This window comes from Micromonospora palomenae (genome assembly GCF_007829925.1).
GTDB classification, from domain to species: Bacteria; Actinomycetota; Actinomycetes; order Mycobacteriales; family Micromonosporaceae; genus Micromonospora; species Micromonospora purpureochromogenes.
Genome location: NZ_VIXA01000001.1, coordinates 1663198 through 1689907, shown reverse-complemented (window position 1 = coordinate 1689907; position 26710 = coordinate 1663198). Strand labels below are relative to the sequence as shown.

Annotated in this window: 27 protein-coding genes; 13 read left to right on the top strand and 14 right to left on the bottom strand. The window is 70.3% G+C overall.

Translation table 11 applies throughout. The features are described 5' to 3' along the window. The first annotated feature begins 18 nt into the window (after nucleotides 1-18). The 6 genes from FHX75_RS07595 to mshC all read left to right on the top strand — a co-directional run bounded on the left by FHX75_RS07595 (nucleotide 19) and on the right by mshC (nucleotide 5676). A complete protein-coding gene (locus FHX75_RS07595; RefSeq protein WP_154937472.1) occupies nucleotides 19-1071 on the top strand; it encodes an LLM class F420-dependent oxidoreductase in 1053 nt (350 codons plus the stop codon). After that, entirely contained in the window at nucleotides 1068-1904 is an 837-nt protein-coding gene (locus FHX75_RS07590; protein ID WP_154937470.1) for an undecaprenyl-diphosphate phosphatase, read from the top strand. The genes FHX75_RS07595 and FHX75_RS07590 overlap by 4 nt, the downstream gene beginning before the upstream one ends. 256 nt (nucleotides 1905-2160) lie before the next feature. Beyond that, entirely contained in the window at nucleotides 2161-2865 is a 705-nt protein-coding gene (locus tag FHX75_RS07585; protein ID WP_154937467.1) for a histidine phosphatase family protein, read from the top strand. Between the two features lie 111 nt (nucleotides 2866-2976). Further along, nucleotides 2977-3555 carry a DUF3090 domain-containing protein gene (locus FHX75_RS07580; RefSeq protein ID WP_154937464.1) on the top strand — a complete coding sequence of 193 codons (579 nt, stop codon included), beginning with the start codon at nucleotides 2977-2979 and terminating at the stop codon, nucleotides 3553-3555. After that, nucleotides 3552-4370: an SCO1664 family protein gene (locus FHX75_RS07575; protein ID WP_154937461.1), complete on the top strand. Its 819-nt coding sequence runs from the start codon at nucleotides 3552-3554 to the stop codon at nucleotides 4368-4370. The genes FHX75_RS07580 and FHX75_RS07575 overlap by 4 nt, the downstream gene beginning before the upstream one ends. A gap of 67 nt (nucleotides 4371-4437) precedes the next feature. Then, nucleotides 4438-5676 (top strand): cysteine--1-D-myo-inosityl 2-amino-2-deoxy-alpha-D-glucopyranoside ligase, encoded by a 1239-nt coding sequence (gene mshC / locus FHX75_RS07570; protein ID WP_154937458.1) that lies wholly within the window; start codon nucleotides 4438-4440, stop codon nucleotides 5674-5676. 199 nt (nucleotides 5677-5875) lie between these two features. Here mshC and FHX75_RS07565 read toward each other — a convergent pair whose 3' ends face one another. Together FHX75_RS07565 and FHX75_RS07560 are read right to left on the bottom strand one after the other, a co-directional pair. Further along, nucleotides 5876-6667: a GntR family transcriptional regulator gene (locus FHX75_RS07565; protein WP_154937455.1), complete on the bottom strand. Its 792-nt coding sequence runs from the start codon at nucleotides 6665-6667 to the stop codon at nucleotides 5876-5878. 127 nt (nucleotides 6668-6794) lie between these two features. Further along, a complete protein-coding gene (locus FHX75_RS07560; RefSeq protein WP_154937452.1) occupies nucleotides 6795-7664 on the bottom strand; it encodes a PAC2 family protein in 870 nt (289 codons plus the stop codon). Nucleotides 7665-7924: 260 nt separating this feature from the next. On the opposite strand from FHX75_RS07560, the gene metH reads away from it, so the two are divergent. Beyond that, nucleotides 7925-11440 (top strand): methionine synthase, encoded by a 3516-nt coding sequence (gene metH, locus FHX75_RS07555; protein WP_211364360.1) that lies wholly within the window; start codon nucleotides 7925-7927, stop codon nucleotides 11438-11440. Nucleotides 11441-11529: 89 nt separating this feature from the next. Here metH and FHX75_RS07550 read toward each other — a convergent pair whose 3' ends face one another. After that, nucleotides 11530-11934 (bottom strand): RidA family protein, encoded by a 405-nt coding sequence (locus FHX75_RS07550; RefSeq protein ID WP_211364359.1) that lies wholly within the window; start codon nucleotides 11932-11934, stop codon nucleotides 11530-11532. Nucleotides 11935-12380: 446 nt separating this feature from the next. Between FHX75_RS07550 and FHX75_RS07545 the strand changes: the two genes are divergently transcribed. After that, nucleotides 12381-13577 carry a low temperature requirement protein A gene (locus FHX75_RS07545; protein WP_154937449.1) on the top strand — a complete coding sequence of 399 codons (1197 nt, stop codon included), beginning with the start codon at nucleotides 12381-12383 and terminating at the stop codon, nucleotides 13575-13577. Nucleotides 13578-13723: 146 nt separating this feature from the next. Here the strand turns inward: FHX75_RS07545 and FHX75_RS07540 are convergent, their stop codons facing one another. Continuing rightward, the gene (locus tag FHX75_RS07540) at nucleotides 13724-14209 is read right to left on the bottom strand and encodes a carboxymuconolactone decarboxylase family protein (protein ID WP_154937446.1); all 486 of its coding nucleotides are present in this window, start codon (nucleotides 14207-14209) and stop codon (nucleotides 13724-13726) included. A gap of 167 nt (nucleotides 14210-14376) precedes the next feature. Here FHX75_RS07540 and FHX75_RS07535 point away from each other — a divergent pair, with 167 nt between their 5' ends. After that, nucleotides 14377-15318, top strand: coding sequence for an RNA polymerase sigma-70 factor (locus tag FHX75_RS07535; RefSeq protein WP_154937443.1), 942 nt, complete (start codon nucleotides 14377-14379; stop codon nucleotides 15316-15318). Nucleotides 15319-15355: 37 nt separating this feature from the next. On the opposite strand, the gene FHX75_RS07530 is transcribed toward FHX75_RS07535, so the two are convergent. The 4 genes from FHX75_RS07530 to FHX75_RS07515 form a co-directional block, all read right to left on the bottom strand. Continuing rightward, on the bottom strand, nucleotides 15356-15853 hold the full coding sequence (locus FHX75_RS07530; protein ID WP_154937440.1) for a DinB family protein: 498 nt from the start codon (nucleotides 15851-15853) through the stop codon (nucleotides 15356-15358). Nucleotides 15854-16086: 233 nt separating this feature from the next. Beyond that, nucleotides 16087-17181 carry a winged helix DNA-binding domain-containing protein gene (locus FHX75_RS07525; RefSeq protein ID WP_154937437.1) on the bottom strand — a complete coding sequence of 365 codons (1095 nt, stop codon included), beginning with the start codon at nucleotides 17179-17181 and terminating at the stop codon, nucleotides 16087-16089. A 192-nt stretch (nucleotides 17182-17373) separates the two neighbouring features. Next, nucleotides 17374-17796 carry a nitroreductase family deazaflavin-dependent oxidoreductase gene (locus FHX75_RS07520; protein WP_154937434.1) on the bottom strand — a complete coding sequence of 141 codons (423 nt, stop codon included), beginning with the start codon at nucleotides 17794-17796 and terminating at the stop codon, nucleotides 17374-17376. Continuing rightward, a complete protein-coding gene (locus FHX75_RS07515) occupies nucleotides 17796-18431 on the bottom strand; it encodes an NAD(P)-dependent oxidoreductase (protein ID WP_154937431.1) in 636 nt (211 codons plus the stop codon). Before FHX75_RS07515 ends, FHX75_RS07520 begins: the two co-directional genes overlap by 1 nt. Before the next feature lie 98 nt (nucleotides 18432-18529). Here FHX75_RS07515 and FHX75_RS07510 point away from each other — a divergent pair, with 98 nt between their 5' ends. Beyond that, nucleotides 18530-18895: a winged helix-turn-helix transcriptional regulator gene (locus tag FHX75_RS07510; protein ID WP_154937428.1), complete on the top strand. Its 366-nt coding sequence runs from the start codon at nucleotides 18530-18532 to the stop codon at nucleotides 18893-18895. A gap of 135 nt (nucleotides 18896-19030) precedes the next feature. Here the strand turns inward: FHX75_RS07510 and FHX75_RS07505 are convergent, their stop codons facing one another. Then, nucleotides 19031-19684: a Type 1 glutamine amidotransferase-like domain-containing protein gene (locus FHX75_RS07505; protein WP_154937425.1), complete on the bottom strand. Its 654-nt coding sequence runs from the start codon at nucleotides 19682-19684 to the stop codon at nucleotides 19031-19033. 211 nt (nucleotides 19685-19895) lie between these two features. Between FHX75_RS07505 and FHX75_RS07500 the strand changes: the two genes are divergently transcribed. Continuing rightward, nucleotides 19896-20297 (top strand): hypothetical protein, encoded by a 402-nt coding sequence (locus tag FHX75_RS07500; protein ID WP_154937422.1) that lies wholly within the window; start codon nucleotides 19896-19898, stop codon nucleotides 20295-20297. A 103-nt stretch (nucleotides 20298-20400) separates the two neighbouring features. On the opposite strand, the gene FHX75_RS07495 is transcribed toward FHX75_RS07500, so the two are convergent. Together FHX75_RS07495 and FHX75_RS07490 are read right to left on the bottom strand one after the other, a co-directional pair. Then, complete coding sequence (locus FHX75_RS07495; RefSeq protein ID WP_154938911.1) at nucleotides 20401-21351, bottom strand: alpha/beta fold hydrolase; 951 nt, start codon at nucleotides 21349-21351, stop codon at nucleotides 20401-20403. 2 nt (nucleotides 21352-21353) lie between these two features. Beyond that, nucleotides 21354-22559 carry a cytochrome P450 gene (locus FHX75_RS07490; RefSeq protein ID WP_154937419.1) on the bottom strand — a complete coding sequence of 402 codons (1206 nt, stop codon included), beginning with the start codon at nucleotides 22557-22559 and terminating at the stop codon, nucleotides 21354-21356. 588 nt (nucleotides 22560-23147) lie between these two features. Here FHX75_RS07490 and FHX75_RS07485 point away from each other — a divergent pair. Continuing rightward, complete coding sequence (locus FHX75_RS07485; RefSeq protein WP_170285308.1) at nucleotides 23148-23483, top strand: ribonuclease FAU-1 family protein; 336 nt, start codon at nucleotides 23148-23150, stop codon at nucleotides 23481-23483. A 205-nt stretch (nucleotides 23484-23688) separates the two neighbouring features. Here the strand turns inward: FHX75_RS07485 and FHX75_RS07480 are convergent, their stop codons facing one another. Continuing rightward, nucleotides 23689-23970, bottom strand: a complete 282-nt coding sequence (locus FHX75_RS07480; RefSeq protein WP_246157777.1) for a hypothetical protein — start codon at nucleotides 23968-23970, stop codon at nucleotides 23689-23691. A gap of 425 nt (nucleotides 23971-24395) precedes the next feature. Continuing rightward, nucleotides 24396-24599, bottom strand: a complete 204-nt coding sequence (cspE, locus tag FHX75_RS07475) for a transcription antiterminator/RNA stability regulator CspE (RefSeq protein ID WP_013283833.1) — start codon at nucleotides 24597-24599, stop codon at nucleotides 24396-24398. A gap of 873 nt (nucleotides 24600-25472) precedes the next feature. Between cspE and FHX75_RS07470 the strand changes: the two genes are divergently transcribed. Continuing rightward, nucleotides 25473-25940, top strand: a complete 468-nt coding sequence (locus FHX75_RS07470; protein WP_154937410.1) for an SAM-dependent methyltransferase — start codon at nucleotides 25473-25475, stop codon at nucleotides 25938-25940. 219 nt (nucleotides 25941-26159) lie between these two features. Here FHX75_RS07470 and FHX75_RS07465 read toward each other — a convergent pair whose 3' ends face one another. Continuing rightward, nucleotides 26160-26672, bottom strand: a complete 513-nt coding sequence (locus FHX75_RS07465; RefSeq protein ID WP_246157775.1) for a suppressor of fused domain protein — start codon at nucleotides 26670-26672, stop codon at nucleotides 26160-26162. Between the last annotated feature and the right edge of the window lie 38 nt (nucleotides 26673-26710).

Here is a 26710-nt window from a genome sequence, read left to right as displayed (position 1 = left end):
CGGATGGGGGAGGATCCAGTGCGACTCGGGCTCAGCCTCGGATACCAGACGGCGTGGAGCACGCCCGCCGACCACCTGGCACTTGCCCAGGAGGCGGACCGGCTCGGTTACTCGGTGGTATGGGCGGCGGAGGCCTACGGCTCCGACTCGCCCAGCATGCTGGCCTGGATGGCCGGCCAGACCCAGCGGATCGACGTGGGCAGCGCGGTGATGCAGATTCCCGCCCGGACCCCGGCCATGACCGCGATGACCGCGGCCACCATCGACGCGCTCTCCGGCGGCCGGTTCCGGCTCGGCCTGGGCGTCTCTGGGCCGCAGGTCTCGGAGGGCTGGCACGGCGTGCGGTTCGCCAAGCCGCTGGCCCGCACCCGCGAGTACGTCGACATCGTGAAGCTCGCGGTGGCCCGCAAGGAGGTGGCCTACGACGGCGAGCACTACACGCTGCCGCTGCCCGACGGCCCCGGCAAGGCGCTGCGGCTGGGCTTCCACCCGCCCCGCGAGCACATCCCGATCTACCTGGCCGCCGTCGGCCCGAAGAACCTGGAGCTGGCCGGCGAGGTCGCCGACGGCTGGCTGGCCGTCTTCTACGCCCCCGAGTTCGCCGAGGAGCAGCTCGCCTCGGTGCGCGCCGGCCGGGCCAGGGCCGGCAAGGAACTGGCCGGCTTCGACGTGGTCCCCTCCGTGCCGGTGGTGGTCGGCGACGACGTCGCCACCTGCGCCGAGCTGGTCCGCTGGTACGCCGCGCTCTACGTCGGCGGGATGGGCAGCCGCCAGCAGAACTTCTACAACCAGCTCGCCACCCGGATGGGCTACGGCGACGCCGCCCGCGAGGTGCAGGACCTCTACCTGGCCAAGCGGCAGCGCGACGCGGCCGCCGCGGTGCCGATGGAGTTCATCGACCGCACCTCGCTGCTCGGCCCCAAGGAGCGCATCGCCGAGCGGATGCGCGAGTACGCCGCGGCCGGCGTGACCACCCTCTCGGTGACCCTCTTCGTCGCCGACCGGGACAGCGGCGTGCAGACCCTGCGTACCGTCGCCGAGGCGCTGGAGCTGTCCGGGGTCGGCGAGTGACCTGGGTCGAAGCCATCGTCCTGGGCATCGTCCAGGGACTCACCGAGTTCCTGCCGGTCAGCTCGTCCGGACACCTGCGGATCACCTCCGCGATCTTCTTCGACCGGGACGCCGGCGCCTCCTTCACCGCGGTGACCCAGCTGGGCACCGAGGCGGCGGTGCTGATCTACTTCGCCAAGGACATCTGGCGGATCACCCGCACCTGGCTGCTGGGCCTGCGGGACCGCTCGGTACGCGCCAGCCTCGACTACCGGATGGGCTGGTACGTGATCGTCGGCTCGATCCCGATCGGGCTGTTCGGCTTCGTGTTCAAGGACCAGATCCGCACCGCCGGCCGCAACCTCTGGGTGGTCGCCACCACCCTGATCGTGTTCGCCTTCGTGCTCGCCTTCGCCGAGTACTGGGGGCGGCAGACCCGCACCCTGGCGAACTTCCGGATGCGCGACGGCGTGGTGATGGGCTTCGCCCAGGCGATGGCGCTGATCCCCGGGGTGTCCCGCTCCGGCGGCACGCTCACCGCCGGCCTGCTGCTCAACCTCACCCGGGAGGCGGCGGCGCGGTACTCGTTCCTGCTGGCCATCCCGGCGGTGGTGATGTCCGGGATCTTCAGCGTCGGTGACGTGTTCGAGCCGGCCGCGCCGGGCACCTCGGTGCCGAGCGTGGCGCAGATGGTGGTGGCCACCGCCATCGCCTTCGCCATCGGCTACGCCGCGATCGCCTGGCTGCTGCGCTACGTGGCCCACCACACCCTGTACGTCTTCGTGCTCTACCGGGTGGCGCTCGGCACGTTGGTGCTCGCGCTGCTGCTCACCGGCACGATCACCGCCACCTGAGGCGTACCGGCGACGACCGCCGGCGACGGCCCCCGACACCACCGGTGCCGGGGGCCGTCGCCGTCCGCGGCCTGCGCCCAGGGCCTGTGTCGAAGTCCCTGGCCGGCCTGCGGCGGGCCCAGACGACGACCGGCCGCGTTGGAGATTCGTCCGGATACAACGCCGGTATCCGGACGAATCTCCGCCTTGCCGGATCGCCGCCTGGACTCCGCCTCGGCTCGACCGAGGACTTCGACACAGGCCCTAGGGTGGTGTCGTGGCGACCCTTCTGCTTCTGCGACACGGCCGGACGACGGCGAACGCCGACGGCGGGCTGGCCGGCCGCCAGCCGGTCGAGCTGGACGACACCGGCCGGGCCCAGGCCACCGCGGTCGGCGAGCGGCTGCGCGCCCTGCCCCTGGCCACCGTGGTGACCAGCCCGCTGATCCGCTGCCGGCAGACCCTGGAGCTGGCGTTGCCGCAGGTGCAGCCGGTGGTCGAGGAGGGCCTGATCGAGTGCGGCTACGGCGCCTGGGAGGGGCAGCCGCTGAAGAAGCTGGCCAAAGAGCCGCTCTGGCCGGTGGTGCAGCAGCACCCGAGCGCGGTGGTCTTCCCCGAGGGCGAGTCGATGGCGGCCATGGCGGCGCGGGCGGTCGCCGCGGTGCGCACCTGGGACGCCGCGGTCACCGCCGAGCACGGGCCGGAGGCGGTCTGGCTGGCGTGCAGCCACGGCGATGTGATCAAGGCCATCGTGGCGGACGCGCTCGGCGTACACCTGGATCTCTTCCAGCGCATCGTCGCGGACCCGGCGTCGGTCACCGCGATCCGCTACACGCCGCTGCGGCCCTTCCTGGTCCGGCTCAACGACACCGGCGGTGACCTCGGCGGGCTGGTGCCGCCGCCGCGCAAGCGGCGCCGGCGGGCGACCCGGCCGACCGACTCGGACGCCGCGGTCGGCGGTGGCGCGGGGGCGGCCGGGTGAGGGGACCCGCCACGCCCGGCGGGGCGCGAGCAGCTGGCGGCGTTTCGCCCTCGGCTGAACGACCCTCGGTGCGGTGCGCGACGCTTCCGTGTGCCGGATAGGGTCGTGGGTATGACCCACCAGGTGCACGCCTTCGAGCCGCCGGAGCGGTTCGTCGCCGGGACCGTCGGGCCGCCGGGGGAGCGCACGTTCTTCCTCCAGGCGCGCGGCGGTGGCCGGCTGGTCAGCGTCGCGCTGGAGAAGGTGCAGGTCTCCCTGCTCGCCGAGAAGCTGGAGGAGCTGCTCGCCGAGGCCCAGCGCCGGTTCGGCGTCGACCTGCCCGAGGCGCCCGTCCTCGTCGGCGACAACGACCCGCTGGACACTCCGGTCGACGAGGAGTTCCGGGTCGGCACCCTCGGCCTGGCCTTCGACGTCGACAGCGCGACCGTGGTGATCGAGGCGATCGCCGCCGGTGAGGCGGAGGTCGAGGTCGAGCTGGGCGACGAGGAGGACGACGACCAGGACGACGTCGAGGAGCCGGACGAGGACCTCGACCGCCTCCGGGTCCGGCTGACCCCCGAGGCGACCCGGGAGTTCATCGAGCGGGCCCGCCGGGTGGTCAACGCCGGCCGTCCGCCCTGCCCGCTCTGCGGCCAGCCGCTCGACCCCGCCGGGCACCTCTGCCCGCGGCACAACGGTTACCACCGGTGACCTCGTCGGAGTTGCAGCCCCGCCAGGACGGCAGCGCGGCGCTCCGGCTGCTGCGCGACGGTGAGCTCGCCCTGGAGGGGCGGCTGGTCGACGCCTCCAACACCACCCTGCGCGGGATCCTGACCCTGGGCGGGCGGACGGCCCGCTGCGTCTACAAGCCGGTGCGCGGCGAGCGGCCGCTCTGGGACTTCCCCGACGGCACCCTGGCCGGCCGGGAGGTCGCCGCCTACCTGGTCTCCCGGGCCACCGGCTGGGACCTGGTGCCGCCGACCGTGCTCCGCGACGGCCCGTTCGGCCCCGGTTCCTGCCAGCTCTGGATCGACGAGCCGGACGACGCCGAGCCGCTGGTCGGCTTCGTACCGGCCGAGGCGGTGCCGCCGCGCTGGTTCCCGGTCGCCGCCGCCCGCGACGACGACGGCGCCGCGTACGCCCTGGCGCACGCCGACGACCCGCGGCTGGCCCGGCTGGCGGTGCTCGACGCGGTGCTGAACAACGCCGACCGCAAGGGCGGCCACGTGCTGGTGGGCCCGGACGACCGCCTCTACGGGGTCGACCACGGCGTCTGCTTCCACGTGGAGGAGAAGCTGCGCACGGTGCTCTGGGGCTGGGCCGGCCGGCAGCTGCCGCCGGACGCGGTGGAGATGCTCGACGTCCTGGCCCGTCAGGTCGCCGGTGAGCTGGGCGAGGAGCTGTCCGACCACCTGACGATCGGGGAGATCGCCGAGCTGGCGGCGCGGATCGACCGGCTGCGCGAGACCGGGTGCTACCCGCAGCCCCCGCAGGACTGGCCGGCGATGCCCTGGCCGCCCATGTGAGTCGCTGTCACGTTGATCACCCGTGGGGTGCCTGCCCGCCGCCTGACGGCTCGTTAGGCTGACGGTCATGGAGTCTTGGGCGGGACACGAGGTGCCACGGCTGCCGGGCGGCGGCGGGCCACTGGGCTTGTACGACTCGGCGCGGCGCGGCGTCCACCCCAGCCGCCCCGACGGCGCGGCGACCATGTACGTCTGCGGCATCACCCCGTACGACGCCACCCACCTCGGCCACGCCGCCACCATGATCACGTTCGACCTGGTGCAGCGGATGTGGCGCGACGCCGGCCTGACCGTGCGGTACGTGCAGAACGTCACCGACATCGACGACCCGCTGCTGGAGCGCGCGGCGCGCGACGGCGAGGACTGGAAGGTCCTGGCCATGCGGGAGACCGCGCTGTTCCGGGAGGACATGGAGGCGCTGCGGATCATCCCGCCGGCGCACTACGTCGGCGCGGTGGAGTCGATCCCGGACATCGCCGAGAAGGTCCTCGTCCTGCTCAAGGACGGCGCCGCGTACCGGCTCGACGACGGCACCGGCGACATCTACTTCGACGTCAACGCCGCCCCGGAGTTCGGCTACGAGTCGAACCTGACCCGCGAGCAGATGCTGGAGATCTTCCCGGAGCGCGGCGGCGACCCCGACCGGGCCGGCAAGCGCGACCCGCTCGACCCGCTGCTGTGGCGCGGCGCCCGCGAGGGCGAGCCGTCCTGGCCCGGCGGCGAGCTGGGCGCCGGCCGCCCCGGCTGGCACATCGAGTGCGCGGTGATCGCGCTCAACCTGCTCGGTGACCGGATCGACGTGCAGGGCGGCGGCAACGACCTGCTCTTCCCGCACCACGAGTGCTCCGCCGCGCACGCCGAGCGGCTCACCGGCGAGGCGCCCTTCGCCGCCCACTACATGCACGCCGGCATGATCGGCCTGGACGGCGAGAAGATGTCGAAGTCCCGGGGCAACCTGGTCTTCGTCTCCCGGCTGCGCGCCGACAAGGTCGACCCGATGGCGGTGCGGCTGGGCCTGATGTCCGGTCACTACCGCGCCGACCGCGCCTGGACCGACGACCTGCTCACCACCGCGCATGCCCGCCTGGACCGCTGGCGGCGGGCCGCCGCCGCGCCCGCCGGGCCGTCCGGGGCGGACTTCCTGGCCGGGGTACGCGCCCGGCTCGCCGACGACCTCGACACCCCCGGTGCCCTGGCACTGGTCGACGACTGGGCCGACCGCGCCCTGGCCGGTGCCGCCGACGACCCGCAGGGGCCGGCCCTCTTCGCCGACACCGTGGACGCCCTCCTCGGCATCCGCCTCTGAGCCTCGGCCGGCGGTTGCCGCCCCGGCGGTTGCCGCCCCGGGTCGCAGTCCCATGATCCAGTCGCATTTACCGACACCGCCGACGGCGTGTCGTGTCGGTGAATGCGACTGGATCACGAGAGTCGGGCGGTGGCAGCCGGCTCAGGCTGCTGGCCGCGCTCGCCGCGGCTGAGGCCCCGCACAGGGGTGCGGCAAGGGGTCAGCCGAGTACCAGGCCGGGGTCCGGGTCCTGGTCCGGGGTGGGGGCGGGGATCTTGTACTCCTCGGTGAGGGTGGTCATCGGGCCGGGCCAGGTGGCCTGGGCGACCTCGATCGGCTTGCGCTTCTCGTCGTAGGCGACGTGCAGCAGGTGCAGCACCGGGGTGTCGGGGCGGATCTGGAGGGTCTCCGCCTCCTCCCGGCTGGGCTGGCGGGCGCTGATCGTGTCGGTGGCCGAGACGTACCGGCGGCCGGTGGCCTCCTCGGCCTCCTGGTAGAGCGGGCGGCCGAACGCCTCGGCCCGCTCCAGGGAGGTGCCCGCGGTGTCGGCCGGCAGGAACCAGGAGGCGCCCACCTCCACCGGCGAGTCCTCGGTGCGTACCAGGTGCCGGCGGCAGAGCAGCTCGGTGCCGTCGGGCACCCCGAATGCGTCGGCGACCTCCGGCGGGGCGGGGGAGCGGCCGACGGAGACCAGCTGCTGCCGGTACCGGGCGGCCAGGTCGGTGTGGTAGCCGCGGAAGCCGCCGTAGCGGCCCCGGGAGAGCCGGTTGAGCCGGCGCCGGGTGCCCCGCACGTACGTACCCGAGCCGGGCTTGGTGATCAGGATGCCCTCGACCCGCAGCTGGTCGACGGCGCGCTGCACGGTCTGCTTCGCCACGCCGAACATCTCGGCGATGGCCGGGATGGACGGCAGCCGCTCGCCCGGCGCCCAGTCGCCCCGGCGCACCTGGGTCTTGAGCTGCGCGGCGATCTGCCGGTGCGGGAACTCGGCGGCCCCCGGGTTGATCTGCACACCCGCCTCCTCATACCACTAGGTTCCTAGGATGCCCTACGCGGCGTGACCCGCGCCACCCCGGACACGCACAGAACGGCCCCGGACGCGCGAACGTCCGGGGCCGGTGACTCGGTGGGGAAGGGCGTTACCAGGAGCCCGCCGTGGGGCCGGCGGAACCGCCCCGGCGGCGCAGGTACTTCTCGAACTCCTGGGCGATCTCGTCCCCGGTCAACGGGGTGATGCCGGCGTCGCCGACCCGCTCCTCCAGCTCGCGGACGTACTCACCGAGCTCGGCGTCCTGCTCGGCGGCGCCGCGCACCCGCTGCTCCCACTCGGCGGCCTCCTCGGCCAGGTCGGCCATCGGCACCGGCAGGTCGAGCACGTCCTCGACCCGGTGCAGCAGCGCCAGGGTGGCCTTCGGGCAGGGCGGGTTGTTGGCGTAGTGCGGCACGTGCACCCAGAACGACACCGCGTCGACCTCGGCCCGGGTGCAGGCGTCCTGCAACACCCCGACGATGCCGGTCGGCCCGTCGTAGCGGGTGGGGGTGAGCTGGTAGCGCTGGGCGGCCTCGGCGTCGGAGGCGCTGCCGCTGATCGGCAGGGGACGGGTGTACGGCACGTCGGCCAGCAGCGCCCCGAGCAGCACCACCCGCTCGACCTCCAGGCTGTGGCAGATCTCCAGCACCTGCTCGCAGAAGGTGCGCCAGCGCATGCTGGGCTCGATGCCACGGATCAGCACCACGTCCCGCTCGGTGCCCTCCGGGCTGGCCACCATGAACTTCGTGGTGGGCCACTCGACCCGCCGGGTCTCACCCTCGGCCATCGTGATGGTCGGGCGGCTGACCTGGAAGTCATAGAAGTCCTCCGGGTCCAGCTCGGTGACCGGACGGGCCTGCCAGACCTGTTCCAGGTGCTCCACGGCGGCGGTGGACGCGTCCGCGGCGTCGTTCCAGCCCTCGAAGGCGGCGATCGCCACCGGGGACCGCAGCACCGGCAGCCCGTCGAACTCGGTCACGCCGTCACCTCACCCTGCTCGTCGGGGACGGCGCCGGGCGCCGACCCGGTCCTCCGCCCGCCGTGCACGGTGACGTCCCTGATGTCCTTCACGTCCGCCAGCCTACGTGGCGGCGCCAGGTGCGGCCCGTCGGCCGCGCCGGTCCGCCGCGCTGGTGGACCGCCCAAAGGGTACGAAAGGGATGGGCGTTCCCGCTGGCAGAATGTGGGACCGGCTACGGCCGTGGACCGGCGGGCGCATCGTCGCATTAACCTGAACCCGTGCGGACTTCGTTGCTGGATGTGCTGGCCGACCGGATCCTCGTCGCCGATGGGGCGATGGGGACGATGTTGCACGCTGCCGACCTGACCCTCGACGACTTCGAGGGGCTGGAGGGGTGCAACGAGATCCTCAACGTCACCCGCCCGGACGTGGTGCGTGGCGTGCATGAGGCGTACCTGGCCGCCGGGGCCGACTGCGTGGAGACCAACACCTTCGGCGCCAACCTCGCCAACCTCGGCGAGTACGGCATTCCGGAGCGGATCCGGGAGCTCTCCGCGGCCGGCGCCCGCCTCGCCCGGGAGGCCGCCGACGCGTACGGCACGCCGGAGCGGCCCCGGTTCGTGCTCGGGTCGATCGGGCCCGGCACCAAGCTGCCCACCCTCGGGCACACCGCGTACGCGACGCTGCGCGACGCCTACCAGGAGAACGCCGCCGGTCTGATCGCCGGCGGGGCCGACGCGCTGATCATCGAGACCTCCCAGGACCTGCTCCAGGTCAAGGCGGCGGTGGTCGGCTGCCACCGGGCGATGGCCGAGCTGGGCCGGAAGGTCCCGATCATCTGCCAGGTTGCCATGGAGACCACCGGCACCATGCTGGTGGGCAGCGAGATCGGGGCCGCGCTGGCGGCCATCGAGCCGCTGGGCGTGGACCTGATCGGGCTGAACTGCTCGACCGGCCCGGCCGAGATGGGCGAGCACCTGCGCTACCTGTCCCAGCACTCCCGGACCCCGCTGTCGGTGATGCCGAACGCGGGCCTGCCGGTGCTGACGGCCGACGGGGCGTACTTCCCGCTGACCCCGGTGGAGCTGGCCGACGCGCTGGAGCGCTTCGTCACCGAGTACGGCGTGTCGCTGGTCGGCGGCTGCTGCGGCACCACCCCGGAGCACATCCGGGTACTGGCCGAGCGGCTGCACGGCGCGACCCCGGCGCCGCGCGCGCCGCGGCACGAGCCGGGCGTCTCCTCGATCTACCACCCGGTGCCGTTCGCGCAGGACGCCTCGGTGCTGATGGTGGGGGAGCGGACCAACGCCAACGGTTCCAAGGCGTTCCGGGAGGCGATGCTCGCCGCCGACTGGCAGGCGTGCGTGGAGATCGCCCGCAGCCAGGCCCGGGACGGCTCGCACCTGCTGGACCTCTGCGTCGACTACGTCGGCCGGGACGGCACGCAGGACATGCGCGAGCTGGCCGGGCGCTTCGCCACCGCCTCCACCCTGCCGATCATGCTGGACTCCACCGAGCCGGCGGTGATCGAGGCCGGCCTGGAGATGCTCGGTGGCCGGTGCGTGGTCAACTCGGTGAACTTCGAGGACGGTGACGGGCCGGAGTCCCGCTACGCCCGGGTGATGCCGGTCGTCAGGGAGCACGGCGCGGCCGTGGTGGCGCTGCTGATCGACGAGGAGGGGCAGGCGCGGACCGCCGAGTGGAAGGTCCGGGTCGCCGCCCGCCTGATCGACGACCTCACCGGACGGTGGGGGATGGACCGCTCCGACATCCTGATCGACGCGCTGACCTTCCCGATCGCCACCGGGCAGGAGGAGACCCGGCGCGACGGCATCGAGACGATCGAGGCGATCCGGGAGATCGCCCGCCGCTACCCCGGCGTCAACTTCACCCTTGGCATCTCCAACGTCTCGTTCGGGCTCAACCCGGCGGCCCGGCAGGTGCTCAACTCGGTGTTCCTGCACGAGTGCCAGCAGGCGGGGCTGACCAGCGCCATCGTGCACGCCAGCAAGATCCTGCCGATGAGCCGCATCCCAGACGAGCAGCGGGAGGTGGCGCTGGATCTGATCTACGACCGGCGCCGCGAGGGGTACGACCCGGTGCAGCGCTTCATCGAGGCCTTCGAGGGCGTGGACGCGGCGTCGGCGCGGGCCGGGCGGGCCGAGGAGCTGGCCGCGCTGCCGCTGGACGAGCGGCTCAAGCGGCGGATCGTCGACGGCGAGCGCACCGGCCTGGAGGCCGACCTGGACGCGGCGATGGCCGGCGGCCGGTCGCCGCTGTCGATCATCAACGACCTGCTGCTCGACGGCATGAAGGTCGTCGGCGAGCTGTTCGGCTCCGGGCAGATGCAGCTGCCGTTCGTGTTGCAGTCCGCCGAGGTGATGAAGACCGCGGTGGCCTACCTGGAGCCGCACATGGAGACGGCCGAGGACGGCGGCAAGGGCCGCATCGTGCTCGCCACCGTCCGGGGCGACGTGCACGACATCGGCAAGAACCTGGTCGACATCATCCTGTCCAACAACGGCTACGAGGTCGTCAACATCGGCATCAAGCAGCCGATCACCGCGATCCTGGACGCCGCCGAGGAGCACCGCGCCGACGCGATCGGGATGTCCGGCCTGCTGGTCAAGAGCACCGTCATCATGAAGGAGAACCTCGCCGAGATGGCCTCCCGAGGGGTGGCCGAACGCTGGCCGGTGCTGCTCGGCGGGGCCGCGCTCACCCGTGCGTACGTCGAGGACGACCTGCGGTCGATGTTCCCCGGCCAGGTCCACTACGCCCGCGACGCCTTCGAGGGGCTGTCCCTGATGGACCGGGTGATGACCGCCAAGCGCGGTGGCGCGCCGGTCGTCGACCCGGAGCGGGAGGCCGCCCTGGCCGCCCGGCGGGCCCGCCGGGAGCGGCAGCGCACGATGGTCAGCGAGGCGCTGCCCGAGCTGCACGACGCCTCGGTCCGCTCCGACGTGGCCACCGACGTGGAGGTGCCCACCCCGCCGTTCTTCGGCACCCGGGTGGTCAAGGGGGTGCCGCTGGCCGACTACGCGGCGCTGCTCGACGAGCGGGCCACCTTCCTCGGGCAGTGGGGGCTGCGCGGCGCCCGGGGCGGCAAGGGCCCGTCGTACGAGGAGCTGGTGGAGACCGAGGGCCGGCCCCGGCTGCGCTACTGGCTGGACCGGCTGATCGCCGACAAGGTCCTCGAGGCGGCCGTGGTCTACGGCTACTTCCCCGCGTACGCCGAGGGCAACGATCTGGTGGTGCTCGACGAGAACGGCAGCGTCGAGCGGGCCCGGTTCTCCTTCCCCCGCCAGCGCCAGGAGCGCCGACTCTGCCTGGCCGACTTCTTCCGCCCGAAGGGCGACCAGCTGGACGTGGTGGCGTTGCAGCTGGTCACCGTCGGACAGCCGATCAGCGAGTACACCGCGAAGATGTTCGCCGGCAACGAGTACCGCGACTACCTGGAGGTGCACGGGCTGTCCGTGCAGCTCACCGAGGCGCTCGCCGAGTACTGGCACCGGCGGGTGCGCGCGGAGCTGACCCTGCCCGGTGGCCGTACCGTCGCCGACGACGACCCGGCGGACCTGGCCGGCCTGCTGCGCACCGACTACCGGGGCTGCCGGTACGCGTTCGGCTACCCGGCCTGCCCGGACCTGGAGGACCGGGCGAAGATCGTGGAGCTGCTGGGCGCGGAGCGGATCGGGGTGCAGCTGTCCGAGGAGTTCCAGCTCGTGCCGGAGCAGGCGACGGACGCGATCGTGGTGCACCACCCGGAGGCGAACTACTTCAACGCCAAGTGATCAGCGCAAGGGCTCTGCCTGCGACGGCCCACCCTGCGGAACCGTGGTTCGCGTGATCATGCCGTCTCCAGGCCGTCCGGCGTCGTGCGTCAGGAGCCGATGTCCAGGCGAACGACGGCCCCGATCTCCACGAGTTGGGCTGGTAGAGCCAGTTCCACCACGCCGAAGGTGGTGCTGGTCGGACGGTGGTCCCCGAAATACCGTGCGTGTGCCGCAGCCGCTGCGTTGAAGTGTTCGCGCAGGCCCACGACGAGGACTGTGGTCTCTACCACCTGGAGTCGGGAAGCGCCGAAATGCGCCAGCACCTTGTCCAGGTTCTCCAGCGTTGCCTTCATTTGGGCGTCGAAGTCGCCCTCCCCCACGAAGTTCCCCTCGGCGTCGTGCGCGAGCTGCCCTGAGATGTAGACCGTGTCTCCGACCTGCATCGCCTGGCTGAATCCGTACAGACCCTCCCAGGGAACATGGAAATTGAAAGACTTCACCGTGGTGCTCAAGAACCCTCCATGTGAGATCAAGTAATGCGTGTCCGTGCAGCAACGTCGGTCATGTTTCTTCGCGCGACCATGACGCGGGGTCGGGCTAAAGCCTCGATGTGCTGATGCCGCGCGTCGATCGCGTTCTTCCGCGGAAGAATCCGTGATTCTTCTGCGGGGTACGGGAAGCCTGCATCTGCCCTGGCAGTCACGAAATCCTGAGCTGCTGCGCGGCAGGCAGCTTTCGTGGCAGCCTACTTGACGGAGTGGTATGAGACGCCGGGATGACGGATGATCCAACGCCGCAAGAGGCTGTGCGCGACATGCGCGTCGGGCAGCGGCCCGCCGAGAGGGTGGAGCAGCGGATCAGTCAGCCGCCCAGGGTTCCGCCTATCCGCGTCGGGGCCCTGATCGACGTGGTACGACTGCGTCAATAGTGGCGCGAGGCGGACGGAAACGGGCGGAAGATGACGGTCGGCGGCTTGCGTGGTCTGCTCCGTGGCCGCGAGGGAGAGCTCCTTCTCGACCTGGTTTATGTCTTCGCGCTCAGCCGGATCGCGGAGCGGCTGATCGTGGACCTCACCACACAGCGGCGGGTCGTTCTGCCAGAACTCGGTCAGACGGCGTTGTTGCTGCTGGCCTTCTGGTTGACCTGGGTCCGTGCGGCGCTGGTGACCAGCGCCTTCGATCCGCGAAAAGGGGCGATCCGGCTCGAACTCGTCCTGGTCATGTTCGGCGTCATGATCATGGCGGTCACGCTGCCCTTTGCGTTCGGCCATCGGGGCGTGGTCTTCGCGGTCACCTATGTCGCCATTCAACTCGGCAAGCCCCTCGTCCTCCTGCTCGGCCGGTGCGACCCTGAACGGCACAACCCCGCGCGGGCACTCTGCTGGGCAGCGGTATCCGCCGTGCCCTGGATCGCCGGCGCGGTTCTCTTCCCGCAGAGTCCCGCGCGCGGGGCCCTGTGGACGCTGGCGTTGGCGCTGGACTACACAGGACTCGTCGTCGGCTGGCCTGTTCCGGGACTTGGCCGCACCCGTATCGAAGACTGGAAGCTCGCCGGCGAGCACATTGCCGAGCGTTTTCAGCAGTTCATCGTCATCGCGCTCGGCGAGACGATTCTGCTCGCGGGACTGACGTTCGCCGAGCAGTTCACCCCCGATCGGGTGGCGCCGAGCGTCGTGGCCTTCGCCAGCACGATGCTGATGTGGCGAATCTATTTCCACCGCGCCGGGGCGGTGTTGCCCGCCGCCATCGAGGCCATCCCCAGTCCCGCCCGCCTCGGTCGGTCTGCGTTCCACACCCACCTGATCATCGTGACCGGCATCCTCGCCACCGGCGTCGGCCACGCCCTGGTCATCCACCATCCGGTGCTGCACGAGGATCCGCTGTGGCTCGCGGTCATCCTGGGTGGGCCCGCGCTGTTCCTGGCCGGGCGGACCCGCCTCGAGTACGAGGTGTTCGCCCGGGTGTCCGCGTCCCGGGTCGTCGGGCTTCTCGCGCTTGCCGCTCTGGCACCGGTGATGGTCCGCCTGCCGCCGCTGGTCGCCACCAGCACCGCAACCACCGTGCTGGCCGGGATCGCGGCGTGGGACGCGATACGCGAGCGGAAACACCCAGGTGAGGCGCCCTCGCCGCCCGAGTCGACCCGACAGCAACGCTGACAGCAACCGAGGCGCACGTCAGTGTTCGAATCGATGGCCCTTGCCAGGCACCAGTCGACGGCAGTTCAACGCCAGGTGGCGCCCGGACACGCGCGGGCCCGGCTCAGGATCGATTGATCCTGAGCCGGGCCGACGCCGTCTGCCGATCAGCTGAGCGCGGCGGCGAACATGCCGGGCTCGTAGGAACCCCCCTGCTGGTGCACGATCACCGCGAGCCGGTTGGCCGCGTTGATCACGGCGACCAGGGAGACCAGCGCGGCGATCTGGTCGTCGTCGTAGTGCTTGCGCACCTGTGCCCAGGTCTCGTCGGACACGCCGTGGTGGGCGTCGGCGAGCCGGGTGCCCTCCTCGGCGAGCGCCAGCGCGGCCCGCTCGGCCTCGGTGAAGACGGTGGACTCGCGCCAGGCGGCGACCAGGTGGAGCCGGACCGCGGTTTCACCGGCGGCCGCGGCCTCCTTGGTGTGCATGTCGATGCACCAACCGCAGCCGTTGATCTGGCTGGCCCGCAGCGACACCAGCTCCTGCGTGGACCTCGGCAGCGGCGACTGATGGATCACCAGGCTGGCGTTGGCGAACCGCTTGAAGAACTTGACGGCGATCTCGTTGCCGAGCATGTTGAATCGAGCGTCCATGATTCCGCCCTTCCTCGTGGTGCTGCACTGGACGAACACGAGATGCCGGCGATCAGGTCCCTGTGACACCGGGATCAGGTGACGCCCGCCACAAGGTCTCGGTGTCACACCACGGCGGGGGTCGGCATCTGGTGGGTGACACAGTCGCGAGCGAACAGGAGTCACCCATGGTCGGCACGTCGCGGACCGCACCCGACGATCGTGGCAGGGGCAGCGGCCGCGACGACCGCCCGGACCTCGCCACCGAGGCGTTCCTCGCCCACCGCAACCTGCTGTTCACCGTCGCCTACGAGATGCTCGGCTCGGCCGCCGACGCGGAGGACGTGCTGCAGGAGACCTGGTTGCGGTGGGCGGGCGTCGACCTCGGCGCGGTGCGGGATCAGCGTGCCTACCTGGTCCGGATCACCACCCGCCAGGCACTCGCCCGGCTGCGTACGCTCGGCCGCCGCAGGGAGTCCTACGTCGGTCCCTGGCTGCCCGAGCCGCTGCTCACCACGCCCGACGTGGCCGATGACGTCGAGTTGGCCGACAGCGTCTCGATGGCGATGCTGCTGGTGCTGGAGACGCTCACGCCGACCGAGCGGGCGGTGTTCGTGCTCCGCGAGGTGTTCGATGTCGGGTACGACGAGATCGCCGAAGCCGTCGACAAGAGCCAAGCCGCGGTCCGCCAGATCGCGCACCGGGCACGGGCACACGTTGCGGCGCGCCGGCCGCGCGGGGTCGTTTCCGCGGCCGAGACCCGAGACGCGCTCGAGGCGTTCCGGCGGGCGGCCGAGACGGGCGACCTGCAGAGCCTGCTCGACATCCTCGCACCGGATGTCGTTCTGCTGGGTGACGGTGGCGGAGTCAAGCAGGCCGTCTCGCGGCCCGTCGTGGGGGCCGACAAGGTGGCGCGCCTGCTGGTTGCCGGGCTGGGCAGGATCGCCGCCACCGCGTCGCTGCGGCCGGCACAGGTCAACGGCTACCCGGCGCTGATTCTCTGGCAGGCCGGCGAGATCGATTCCGTCGTGGCGGTGCGCATCGACGACGGCCTCATCACCGGCCTCTACGCCGTGCGCAATCCCGAGAAGCTGTCGCACATGGAGCGGGAGACCGCCCTGCGCCGCTGAGGCGTGCGGCCAGCGGCATGTGCGGACGCCCCGCGCGCTACTCGCTGAGGAGCTGCTCGCGCAGGATGTCTGCGTGCCCGCAGTGCTGAGCGAGCTCGCGCAGCATGTGGAGGTACACCCAGCGCAGCGGGAGCGGGCCGCGCCGGTTGCCGTGGACCATGTCGTCCAGCCCGAGGGGTGACGTCGCGCGGCGTGATGCTTCGCATGCCTCGCCGTGTGCTCGCCGAACGGTGGCGATGGTGTCGTCGTCATCGACGATGAACGACTCGTCCGGCGTCGCGGGGATGCCGATCTCGGCGCGCGACCGGCACGTGACGGCTTCGTCGAACCAGACCTTCTCGACGAAAGTCGCGTGCTTCACCAGGCCCAGCAGCGTGGTCCGGGACGGCACCAGCGATCGGCGCACCTGTTCCTCGGTCAGCCCGTCCAAGCAGTCATTGAGCGCGCGGCGGTGCTCATCGATAAACACTTCGAACTGGGCCTTGGCCGGCTGATCGATGACGTCTTCGGCGAACGTCGCCGGGAGGGAGGACATATGCGTAGCATCCCAAGACCCGTCACCCAAGAGCAACTAGCGCTCGTCGGCACGGCCGTGCGTTCGATGCGGTGCTCACCCGGTACACGCTGCTGGCCGGCCGAGGCTGATGCGCCGGGAACATTCGCACCGAGTACAGCACCTTCCAGTGGTTGCTGGAGGGATTCTGGACGCGGCCGGCTTCGACGTCGTGGGCGGCGAGGTCTCGCACCCCTACGGCGCCCACACCTGCGTCACGCGTCCGTGATCGAGACGCGGCTGGCGCGTCGTGGCTCGGGCTCAAACATGGCCAGCATGCTCTCGCCCTCGGCGACGACGGCGTCGCGCTCGTCCGTCGTGAGCGCGCGCAGCGGCGTGATCCGCAACGTCGCCGCGCCGTCGTCGACGGTGACCGCCCAGGTGCCCGCGACCCGGCCGTCGACCAGCAGGAAGCGGGCACCCGTGACGCTCAGCCCGCGATGCTCGGCGTCGATGACGCGGCTGCGGTCGTCGTAGCCGAGCACGGCGTTGTCGAACGCCGGCAGGAAGCGGGGCGGCGCCGGGGTCTCCGGGTCGGGCAGCGCGCCGTCGGGCACGTCGAGCAGCTCGCGGCCGCGCTCGTCGCGGAACGTCCGCAACCGCGGTCGCAACCGTTGGACGGACTCCCGCAGCCCGCTCAGCCCCGACCAGGCGCGGATGTCAGCGCTGGCCGCCGGGCCGTAGGCGGCGAGGTAGCGCAGGACCAGCGCGTCGACGGTGGCCGGCGACTCCGGCTCTGGCGGGCGGCCCAGCCACGCCTCGATCGTGGTGTTGTACGCAGCGCCGCGCTCGCCCCAGACACCGCGGGGTGGCACCTGTACGAGCGGCACGAGCGTGCTGAGCGCGTCACCCAGCCAGCGCGGCTCCACCCCCGGCCAGCGGTCGGCGATTGCGCGGGCCGCCTCGGTCAGCATGCGCGGCCGCTCCTCGAACAGCGGCCGGCCCAGCCTCGCCAGCTCGTCAAGGTCGACGCCGGGCAGCACCCGGCGCAGCGTCGACCACATGCGTGAGACCAGCATTGCCTGGTGCACGGGCCGAAGCGCGAGGCAGTCGCGCGCGGTCACCAGGTGGAGGGTGCGGCGCATCAGCAGCGTGCGGACCGCCCGGCGGCTCAGCAGCAGCTCGGCCAGTGCCGGCGGCTGGAAGCCGGCCAGCCGGCTCCACAACCCGACGTACGGCTCCAGGGGCTCCTGCGCCTGCAACCCCACCAGGTGCTCAAGGGCGTCGGCGGCCGGCATGTCGTGCCGCTGCAGCAGGAGCTGACGGGCCAGGAGCGACCGGTTGAGGGTGCGGCGGTCGAGCACGCTCATGGCGGTGACGCTATCGCCCACCCCAGACACTTTCCCCTCTGACGTCGCCCAGCGGGTTCTTTACCTCACGGTGCGTCACCGACCTGGTCGATGCCAACGCCCTCTGGGCGGCATGAGCGTGTGTTTGAGGCGAGGGCGGAAAGCGGGCGATGCTGGCGTGGCCGAAGGCGATGCTGTGGTGAGCGCGCCAGATCAAGGAGAAGGTTCGATGATCACCACGGGGATGTCTCTCGCGGTCGCCTTCTCGTACTCCCGGTAGGACGGCATCATCGAAATCATCAGCTGCCACAGTCTCAGCCTTTCCTCGGCCGTGGCGGTCCGCGCCCGCGCTGGAAAGGTCTGGGCCCCGACCTGCACGGTGACGTCGGGATCGGCGACGAGATTGAGATACCAGGCGGGGTGCCGATCGGCTCCCGCGTTGGACGCGGCGACAACGTAGCGATCATCGTCTCGTGCGTAGAGCAGCGCGGTCCGGCGCAGCTTTCCTGACCTGCGACCACGCGTGGTCAGCAACAGGTCGTTCATGCCGCTTCGGGCGTTGCCGTTGGTCTCCACGAAACGGCGGATGTGGTCGGCCACCCAGGGGTTCGGGCTGTCAGAGACTTCCTCGGCCATCAGGCGGCCTCGACGCCCAGGTGAGTCCGGTGGTGCGTAGGGGTGTCGATCTCGTCGATCAGCGCGACGGCGAGGTCGGCGTACGAGACGCGACTGGCCGCGTCGGCCATCGCCGTACGGTACCGCCCGGTGCGTGCGCCGCCGTGGTCGAAGTCGCCAGCAGGGCTGACGACCAGCCAGTCCACCCCGGTGGTCGCGGTACGCAGCACCTGCGTACCGGCGGCGTGGGCGAGGTAGAACGAGCGGTACGCCTGCGGATAGCCGGGCGTGTCCATCAGCGCCACCCCGTGCTTGGTCTTCAGCACCGACGCCAGGCCGACCACCAGAAGCCGCGCCACCTCGGCGCGGGCCAGTCCGTCGAGCAGGGCGCGGGCGGCGCCGATGTAAAAGGTGTCGGGCTGCGCCGCGGCGTCGTAGACGGCGCTGATCGCGGCATCGTGTCCAGCGGCGACCCGGGCGACGCTGTCCCCGTCGGTCACGTCACCGGCCACCAGCTGCACGCCGTCGGCCGATGGGCCGCCGTGCCTGCCTGGATCGCGGACGGCTGCGGTGACCTGGTGACCACGTCGGCGCGCCTCGGCGACGGCCGCCCGTCCGGCCCGGCCGCCCGCACCGAAAACCACAATCTTGCCCATCCGATACCTCGCCTCCCTGAGCCGGCCCGATCGCCGACGCCGCCGCAGACCGTATCCGGGCACGCGGTTACCGATCGGATACCGGCTACCGTGGGGCCGTGACGACGCCCCTGGACCCCGAAATGTTCGACCCGGTCTGCCCCTCCGATCTGTCGCCGATCCGTGTCGGCGACAAGTGGGCCGGCATGATCGTCCGGTGCCTGGAGCGCGGGCCGCGGCGCTTCTCCGAGCTTCGAGTCCCGCTGCGTGGCATCACCGCGAAAGCGCTCACCAAGTCACTACGGACGCTGGAACGCGACGGCCTGATCAAGCGCACCAGCCACCCCGAGCCGGTGCGTCGCGTCGAGTACGGACTGACCCCGCTGGGCCGCAGCCTGCTCCAGCCGATGGCCGCCGCATGCGCCTGGGCTCAGGAACACTGGGAGGAACTCCTCGACGCACGCGAAGCATCGGCTCACGGGTGACGCTTCTTCTCGGCACCAAGCATCCGCACATCGGCACGTCCGGACGGCAACCGGGCCAGCTCGGCGTGACGCTGCCTAGCGCGCAGATCGCGGCATGAGCGGGCGCTTCGCCACGCCGATCACTGTTGGCCGCGACTACGAGGGGAACAGCCTCCAGTGCCCGTCGGAAACGACCTCGACGGTGCCGTCGGTCACCTTGATGGCCGTCTGGTCGTCGATTGCGTACGCCGGACCGGCGATCTCGGCCGCCCATCTCTCGGCACCAGCCATGGTGTTGTCCGGCTCGAGACCTAGGTGCGGGAAGATCGAGAAGTCGACGACCCCCAGTGTGCGGTCGTCGGGCGCGGACTGCCACTCGACGAAGTCCGCACCGATCCGGGGGGTCAGCACCATGCTCCCAGCACTCAACCCCACCCAGACGGTGTCCCGCAGCGACGGCAGGAGATCCGCCAGCCCGGACTGCCGCATCCAGTGGCACAGGTACGTCGCATCGCCGCCGGCCACGAGCATGACGTCAGCCTCCCGGACCCAGGGGACCCACCGCTCCTCGCCGATGCTGGGCAGCGCTGTCAGCTCGAGGACGCCCAGCGACTTCCAGCCCAGGTTGCACATGGGTAGTGGCGTCTGCCCGGTGATGAAGCGCCAGGCCGAGGCTGGCCCGCCCATGGGGTGGGCCGCCGTAGGGATGCAGAGGGCACTGGAGTCGGCGATCGGCTTGCCCAGCAGGTCGACCAGCGCATCGCGGATGCTCGGGTTCTTGACGCCCGCGGACGTGAGAAGAAATTTCACGCTTGCCTCCTGTACGTAGCGGTCATGACGCTCTCCCCGAGAGTTGGGAGATCGGGCGCATGGGAGTACAGACTGGACACCATAACGAAACTCATCGCCGTTGCGACCCCTCAAGCCCCCCCGCACGCACATCGGCATGACCGCGCGATCAGCGGCAGATCCGGACGCTGGCTCGATTTGTTGATTGATCACCGATGGGAGGATCGGCGGTGTGATCGAACTGCCTGAGGGATCTTGGTGGGATTGGGACGCGCTGCACTTCGACGGCTCCCAGCTTCGGTTGGCCGCCGGACACGACCTGACCTACCACCACGGTCTCGAGGTGGTCTTCACAGACGTCGCATACCTGGCCTGTCCGACCCAGTTCCGGGATCCTCGGTTCCGGGAACCCACCCTCGACGAGCGCGCACTCGTGCGTCGGCACGTCGGTGAAGAACCACCAGTGATCGTTGCCTTCGACGTCGACGCACCGGCCGGGGGTGATCTTCTTACCTGCCTTGTCGCAGCAGGGTCGGTTGAGGTGTTACTCGGCCTGGTCTACCGCTACTGGCGCGACGACCTCGCTGCGGGAGAACGCCTGGCTCCGCACGTGCGGCCGCCAGAGCAATCGTAAGGTCCGCACCTCGCCGGGCGCCGCGGGCTGACCAGGTACGACAGGACCCGCGCCGGTAGTCCTTCACCACCAGGATCACGGGTCCGGTCAGCCGCGTGGGTGCTTACTGCTGGAGTGACGCGATGACCTCGACGAGGACATCGGGCGCCTCCCAGTTGAGCAGATGTCCGGCATCGGGCACGGTCACCAGCCGCGCTCCGGGCACGCCGGCGGCGAGCCGGTGTGAGTGGCTCGGGGGCGTCGAGCGGTCCGCCGAGCCCACCACGACGACGGTCGGTACGGTGATCTCGCTCAGCCGGGGGTAACGGTCCTCTCGGCTGAAGGCCCGCACGATCGGGATGAGCGGCTGGTGGCTCTGACGGACGAAGACGTCCCGGAACACGGAGATCATGGCCGGCGACGGCCGGGTGCCGCACTGCGCGGCTCCGAACAGCACACCACCGGCACGAGTGCGCGCGAGCCGCTGCAGAAGACCGGTTTCCAGCAGCGGAATCTGCAGCCGATTCTGCGGTGCTTGGTCGAGGATGCGGCCCGCCCAGGTAGCGAACAGCACCAGGCCGCGCAGGCGCCGGGCCAGCTCGGGGTGGTCGAGCACAGCACGGATCGCGATGAACCCGCCCATGGAGTGGCCGACCAGCACGCCGTCACGCACGTCGAAGTGCTCCAGAATGGCGGCGTAGTCCGCCGCCATGAGTTTCGAGCCGGTACCGGCGGAACCGAGCGTCGACCGCTCGTGGCCGCGCTGGTCGAAGGCGATGACGCGGTGACCGCGGGCGACCAGGGTGTCCCACACCACGTTCCACTCCAGCAGCGAGGCCCCGTATCCGTGGGCGAGCACCACCGGCGGGCCGTCCCCGGTCACGATCGCGCGCAGCACCGTTCCGTCCGGACGCGGGACCAGCACCTCCTCGCCCTGCGGCTCCCGAACAAGCCGGTCATACGGCAAGGGGTCCGGGTTGCGTTCGATCCTGGCGACCGCCGCGCGCGCCGCCCCGATGGTCGCGGCACCGAGCAGCGCGACGGCCGTGCCGCCGACGATCCAGGCGCGGTGCATGCTCACCGCCGCCCGAACCGGAGCGGCAGGTTCTCGGGTCCATGGATGGCGGTGGGCGGACGCCAGGTGACGGGGCCGGCTATCGACGGCGGCGCCAGTTGACTGCTGAGCGCGATCAGCGACTCGGCCATCTCGACGCGGGCGGTCGGTGCGCCGATGCAGTAGTGCGGTCCACCGCCGAAGGTCAGGTGCGGAACCTGCCGGTGGATCGTGATGTCGAAACGGTCACCGTCGTCGACGGCGAGCGGGTCTCGGCTGGCGGCGTGCGTGCCGAGCAGCAGGAAGGTGCCCGCTGGGACGTGGACACCGTGCACGTCGAGGTCCTCGACGGGGAACCGGAAGATCGTCGGTACCGCCGGCGCCCATCGCATGACCTCCTCCACGGCCTGTGGCGCGAGCTCCGGGCGCTTCGCGAGCAGCCGCCACTGGTCGGGGTACTCACTGAACGTCGCCAGCGCCTGACCGAGCTGGTTACGGGTGGTGTCGTGCGCGGCGAACACGAGGGTCAGGGAGAGGTTGCGCAGTTCCTCAGTGCTGAGCCGGTCCCCGCTTTCCTCGGCGGCGATGAGCGCCGACAGGAGGTCGTCCCGCGGCTCGGCGCGGCGCTGCTCGATCAGTGAGTCGACGTACGCACGCAGCCCCACGACGGCCTCCTCCACCCGCGTACGCAGCTGCGGCAGGGTGAAGCTGTAGACCAGTCCGACATCGGTCGACCAGCGGCGGAACAACTCGTAATCGGTCGGTGGTACGCCGAGCAGCGCGCACATCACCCGCACCGGCATCGGGTCGGCGAAATCTGCCATGAACTCGCACTCGCCCCGCTCGGCGATCGCCGCGGTCAGACTCGTCGCGGTGTCACGCATGAACGGCCGCAGGCCCTCGATCATCCGTGGCGAGAACGCCTTGCTGACCAGTCGCCGCAGGCGCAGATGGTCGGCGCCGCGCTGGTGCAGGATCATCGGCACGAACCAGTCGTACAGCGGTCCGTCGGAAATGCCCATCAGCTCCAGGTAGCGCTCGCCGCTCTGCGCCAGCCGCGGGTCGCGGAGCAGTTGGTGCATCTCGGCGTGGCGCAGCACGATGAGTCCCATCGGCGTCATGGCACACCAGTTCGCCTCGCGTGCCGCAGCGACCGCGGGAGAGTCGAACCGAAAGTCCGGCGCGGTGATGTCGAGGAACGGAAGGTCCACGGCGGGGGTCGTCGTCATCGTCACTCCTGACCGAATGATCCAGGTACATGATTCGATGCCGTGGTCACGGTAGCCGCACGGCACCTCTACGCGACACCCCTTGTAATCAACATCCCACGATGTGTCACCGTCGTCATGTCGCGTGCCGCGTCCTCGGCAGAACCGACACGTGCGTGTGGAGCGGCAGGGATCAACAGCCCAGGACAGAACACCTGGCCGACGACTTCGACCACCCCACGTACCGCTGGACCATCGGCTCCGCCGGCACGTCCTGTACCGGATCTCTCCCGGCTAGCAGCAGGAAGGCACTGTGCTGAGCAACGCACTCAATTCGGCAGATCCGGTCACCGGCGCGCGGTCTGCGGCAGATGCGGACGCTCCATGGTGCGCCGGGTCGCGGCGTACTTCGTTTGCCCCTAGCGTGCTCCTGTGGGCGTGGTTCAGAACAGCGGGAGCGTACGTCTGTGCAAGATCAAACGCCCCGGAGGCGTCTTCTGGTTTGATCTCCAGCAGGTCCTTCAGGACCGTGACGGGACGTGGCTGCGAGGCCCGGCCGGTTCACCATGGGGTGCTCCGCATGACAGTGGCGCTCTTCCGGTCCCCGTCGTGGTGTTGCTCGCGGCGGGCCGTCCGTGGGTGGCGTGGTGGGTCGGCGATCCTGCTGATCGACGGCTTGAGATCGACGTGTGCCTCCCGCCGGAGGGTACCGAAGCATGCTGGCGGTATATCGATCTCGAACTGGACCCAGTGCTCCACGAGCGGGATTCGCGTGTCGAGATCGAGGACTGGGACGAATACGAACAGGCGTGCCGCAACGGCTGGATGAGCGCGGATGACGCCAAGCTCGCGCAGTCCACGGCCGAAGATCGTGCCGGGGCGCTTCGGCGCCGGGACGAGTCCTGGCAGGAGCGCGGATGGCAGATGCTTTCTCAACAGACGTGAGGACTCGGATGCCGCACGCTCATCGGCACGTCCGGACGGCAACCGGGCCAGCTCGGCGTGACGCTGCGTAGCGCGCAGATCGCGGCATGAGAGTTAACGGTTCCTGGCAGAGTCTACCGATCAACACGGTCCTGCCCTGGTCGCCGCGCCAGAGCAGAGTGACCGCGTCGCGGCGACGATGTAGCGGCGGCCGTGCGGCGCACGATCAGAATGGTGCGGGTCCGCGGCCTGCCAACGACATCAACACCTGCGTGGCGAGTAGCTTGCGCATGCCGGTGACGGCGACTATCCCCATCCGATCGTAGGGCAGTTCCAATTGCAGCCCTTCGACTGCGTCGCGAAGGTCTGTCGTGATCTCGTCCGGACGGAACGTGCCGCCCCAGCCGTTGAGTCCTCCGCGCTGGTTGGTACTGAGGGAAGCCATGCCGGATATGCATGCGCCGTCGACCAGGATCAGCCTCGCAGGACCCGAGTAGGTCGTCGTCATAGTCATCAACCCTTCAGGATGTAACGCCGTGCACTCCGGGTCCCGGCTGTCTGACAGTCATCAGGAGGCGAGGCGTCGAGTCCGACCATGGTGTGCTCCACCTGGACCGCGACCGTACGTGCCTCGACCGTCAGGGAGGCGGCGATGGGGAATTCGGCTCGTTAGCGATAAAGGTCGATGTCTGTGTCTGCCTGGTTCATGAGCCAGAGGCGCGCCTTGGGCGAGCTGACAGTCGGCCTGGGCAGACTAGCGCCCGAGGTCCGAATCGATCCAGAGAAGAGAACACGGGGGCAATGCTGAGCTGGCTCCACACCGAGATGGCCGGCCTTCTGCCGGTCAGACGATTTCGCGATGCCGTGGTGAGCGCATGAAACGCGGAACGGCGGCCCGCTGAACCAGTCGGGCCGCCGTTCGCAGAGTGTGGATCAAAGCGGGCGGATGTTCTCCGCCTGCGGGCCCTTCTGGCCCTGGGTGATGTCGAACTCCACCTTCTGATTCTCGTCGAGGCTGCGGAAGCCGCTCGCCGAGATCGCGGAGAAGTGGGCGAAGACGTCGGCGCCGCCGTCGTCCGGGCTGATGAAGCCGAAGCCCTTGTCGGCGTTGAACCACTTCACGGTACCTGTAGTCATGTCTGCTCCTTCGCAGGCTGTTAGAGACCGCACTATGCGGACCCTTACGCCGCCGCGTTGATCACCCGCGTCGAAACGACACGAAAACGAAAAGCGCCTGGATGGGTTTCAGATGCCCCATCAGGCGCCGGAAAACGTCTACGGAAATCAAAACTGCAACTCCGTTACCGTAGCACATGATCCGTCGTCGATCCCATGGCGGTGAGTGGACCTGGTCACTCGTCTGCTTGCCACGCCGCGTGGACGGCGCGTTGACCGGGTTCACGATGGGCTAGTTGCAAGACTTGGAAGTGGCAGCGACACCGAGAATCGGCAGGTCGCGCCTGATGTGGCGTGAATTCTAGTCGGGCGCTGTCAGGGCGAGCGGCGACGATGTCCGTCCACACGGGCTCGATTACTCGGCGTGGGCACCTGCGGAAGCGCTGTCTGGCTCCGAGGCGGGACGGGAGCAGGTGGGCGGATCGGCCGGCTCGCCCAGTGGTCTCGGTGGAGAACCTTGGTGTGGTTCGCGTCGTGCCCGACGTTGGTGGCCGTGCGGGGCGGCTGGCATAGCGCGCAATGGCGAGCGCTGAAGGGTCGAGAGACGTCCAGTACCGCCGTACGGTGGCTGGCCTGCGTGAGAGCTATCCGGCCCCGAGGTAGTCAGCCTGACGACACGATGTTGAATCGCACCCCGGATCCCGGACGTGTGATGTAGTGGTATTCGCTCGACAAGCAGTTCGCGGGCTGCGGTCGAGGAGTCGGGACTGCCCGAACCAACCACCTGCCGTGCGAGCCGTGACAGAATCGGCCGTTGGCGGCCCAGGCCGTGGTCGACGGCGGCGCCGATGGCCTCGACGCTGGTTTGGGCGCGGTGCGCATAGCCTCTAGCCCATGCTGAGCTTCGAGATCACTCCGATAGGTACGGTCCGGAACGACCGGACGGACGTCCAGCACACGGACAACTGGGGTGCCGTCCGCAGCACGATCACCATCGACGAGCGCTTCGGCGATTTGTGCCTCCAGGGCCTGGAGGGCTTCTCCCACGTGGAGGTCCTCTTCATCTTCGATCAGTTCCCGGAGCACGGCGATTACCGCGAACCCCGTCCCTACCGCGGCCGTTCCGACCTCCCGTCCGTTGGCGTATTCGCTGGCCGCGGCCCCCGCAGACCGAACCGCATCGGGGTGACGTGCTGCGCCATCGAATCCGTCCATGGCCGCGAATTGACGGTGGTGGGCCTCGATGCGGTCTCGGGCACTCCGGTCATCGACCTGAAGCCGACGATGGCGGAGTTCCTCCCGGTCGACATCAAGCAGCCGGAATGGGTCAGCCGCGTGATGTCGGAGTACTTCCAGCCGTAGCGTGGTTCCGGTGCCACAGCCTGCCGCACCCGCGCGATCGCCTGACATCGGAGAAGCGCCTTGAAGCAAGGTCAGGTGCGCGCACATCGGCAGTTCCGGATGCCATAGCCACGCAGACCGCCGGCACGGACGGTGACGAGCCGACCAGCGACCGGCGCGCCTTGACAGACAGCGGCAGAAGCGCACACCTGGTCTCGGTCAGTGCGTGCAATCGAGCCGTCAGGCGTACGAGGGACGGCGCGGCTCCAGCAATTCGGTGACACGGCCACGGTCGAGCACTTCGATGAGTGCGTCTGTGCCGTGTTCGACCTTGACCGCTATCTCGTCCGGGTGCAGAGGGATCAGCGCGAGCAACGCGATTCGGATACCGCTGCGGACCGCGATCGTGCGAGCCTCGGGCGGTACCCGCAGCATCGGCGTAACGACGACTCCAGCGAACGGGGTGTCCGTAGCGTACGGCTGCGCGGGATCGCCGTTGGGCACGGAATGCCATTCGCCGATCCAGGTCCCGTACTCGTGCGGCAGCCGGGCCACCTGCTTGAGGACTCGCAGCGGCCAGCCGGCCGGGTCGTCGTCCAGCCCGGTCAGCCGAGTCAGCGGCCAGTCGGCCGGCAGGCAGAGCATCAGTTCGGCGTACGGGCTGACGCCATGGCCCTCGGGGACCGTCATCGGCAGCTCACTCATGCCAGACGTGATCAGCGTCCGATAGGGGCGTTCCTCGGTCGGTGCCACGACATAGACATGCACGCCGACCAGGTGCGCGCAATCTC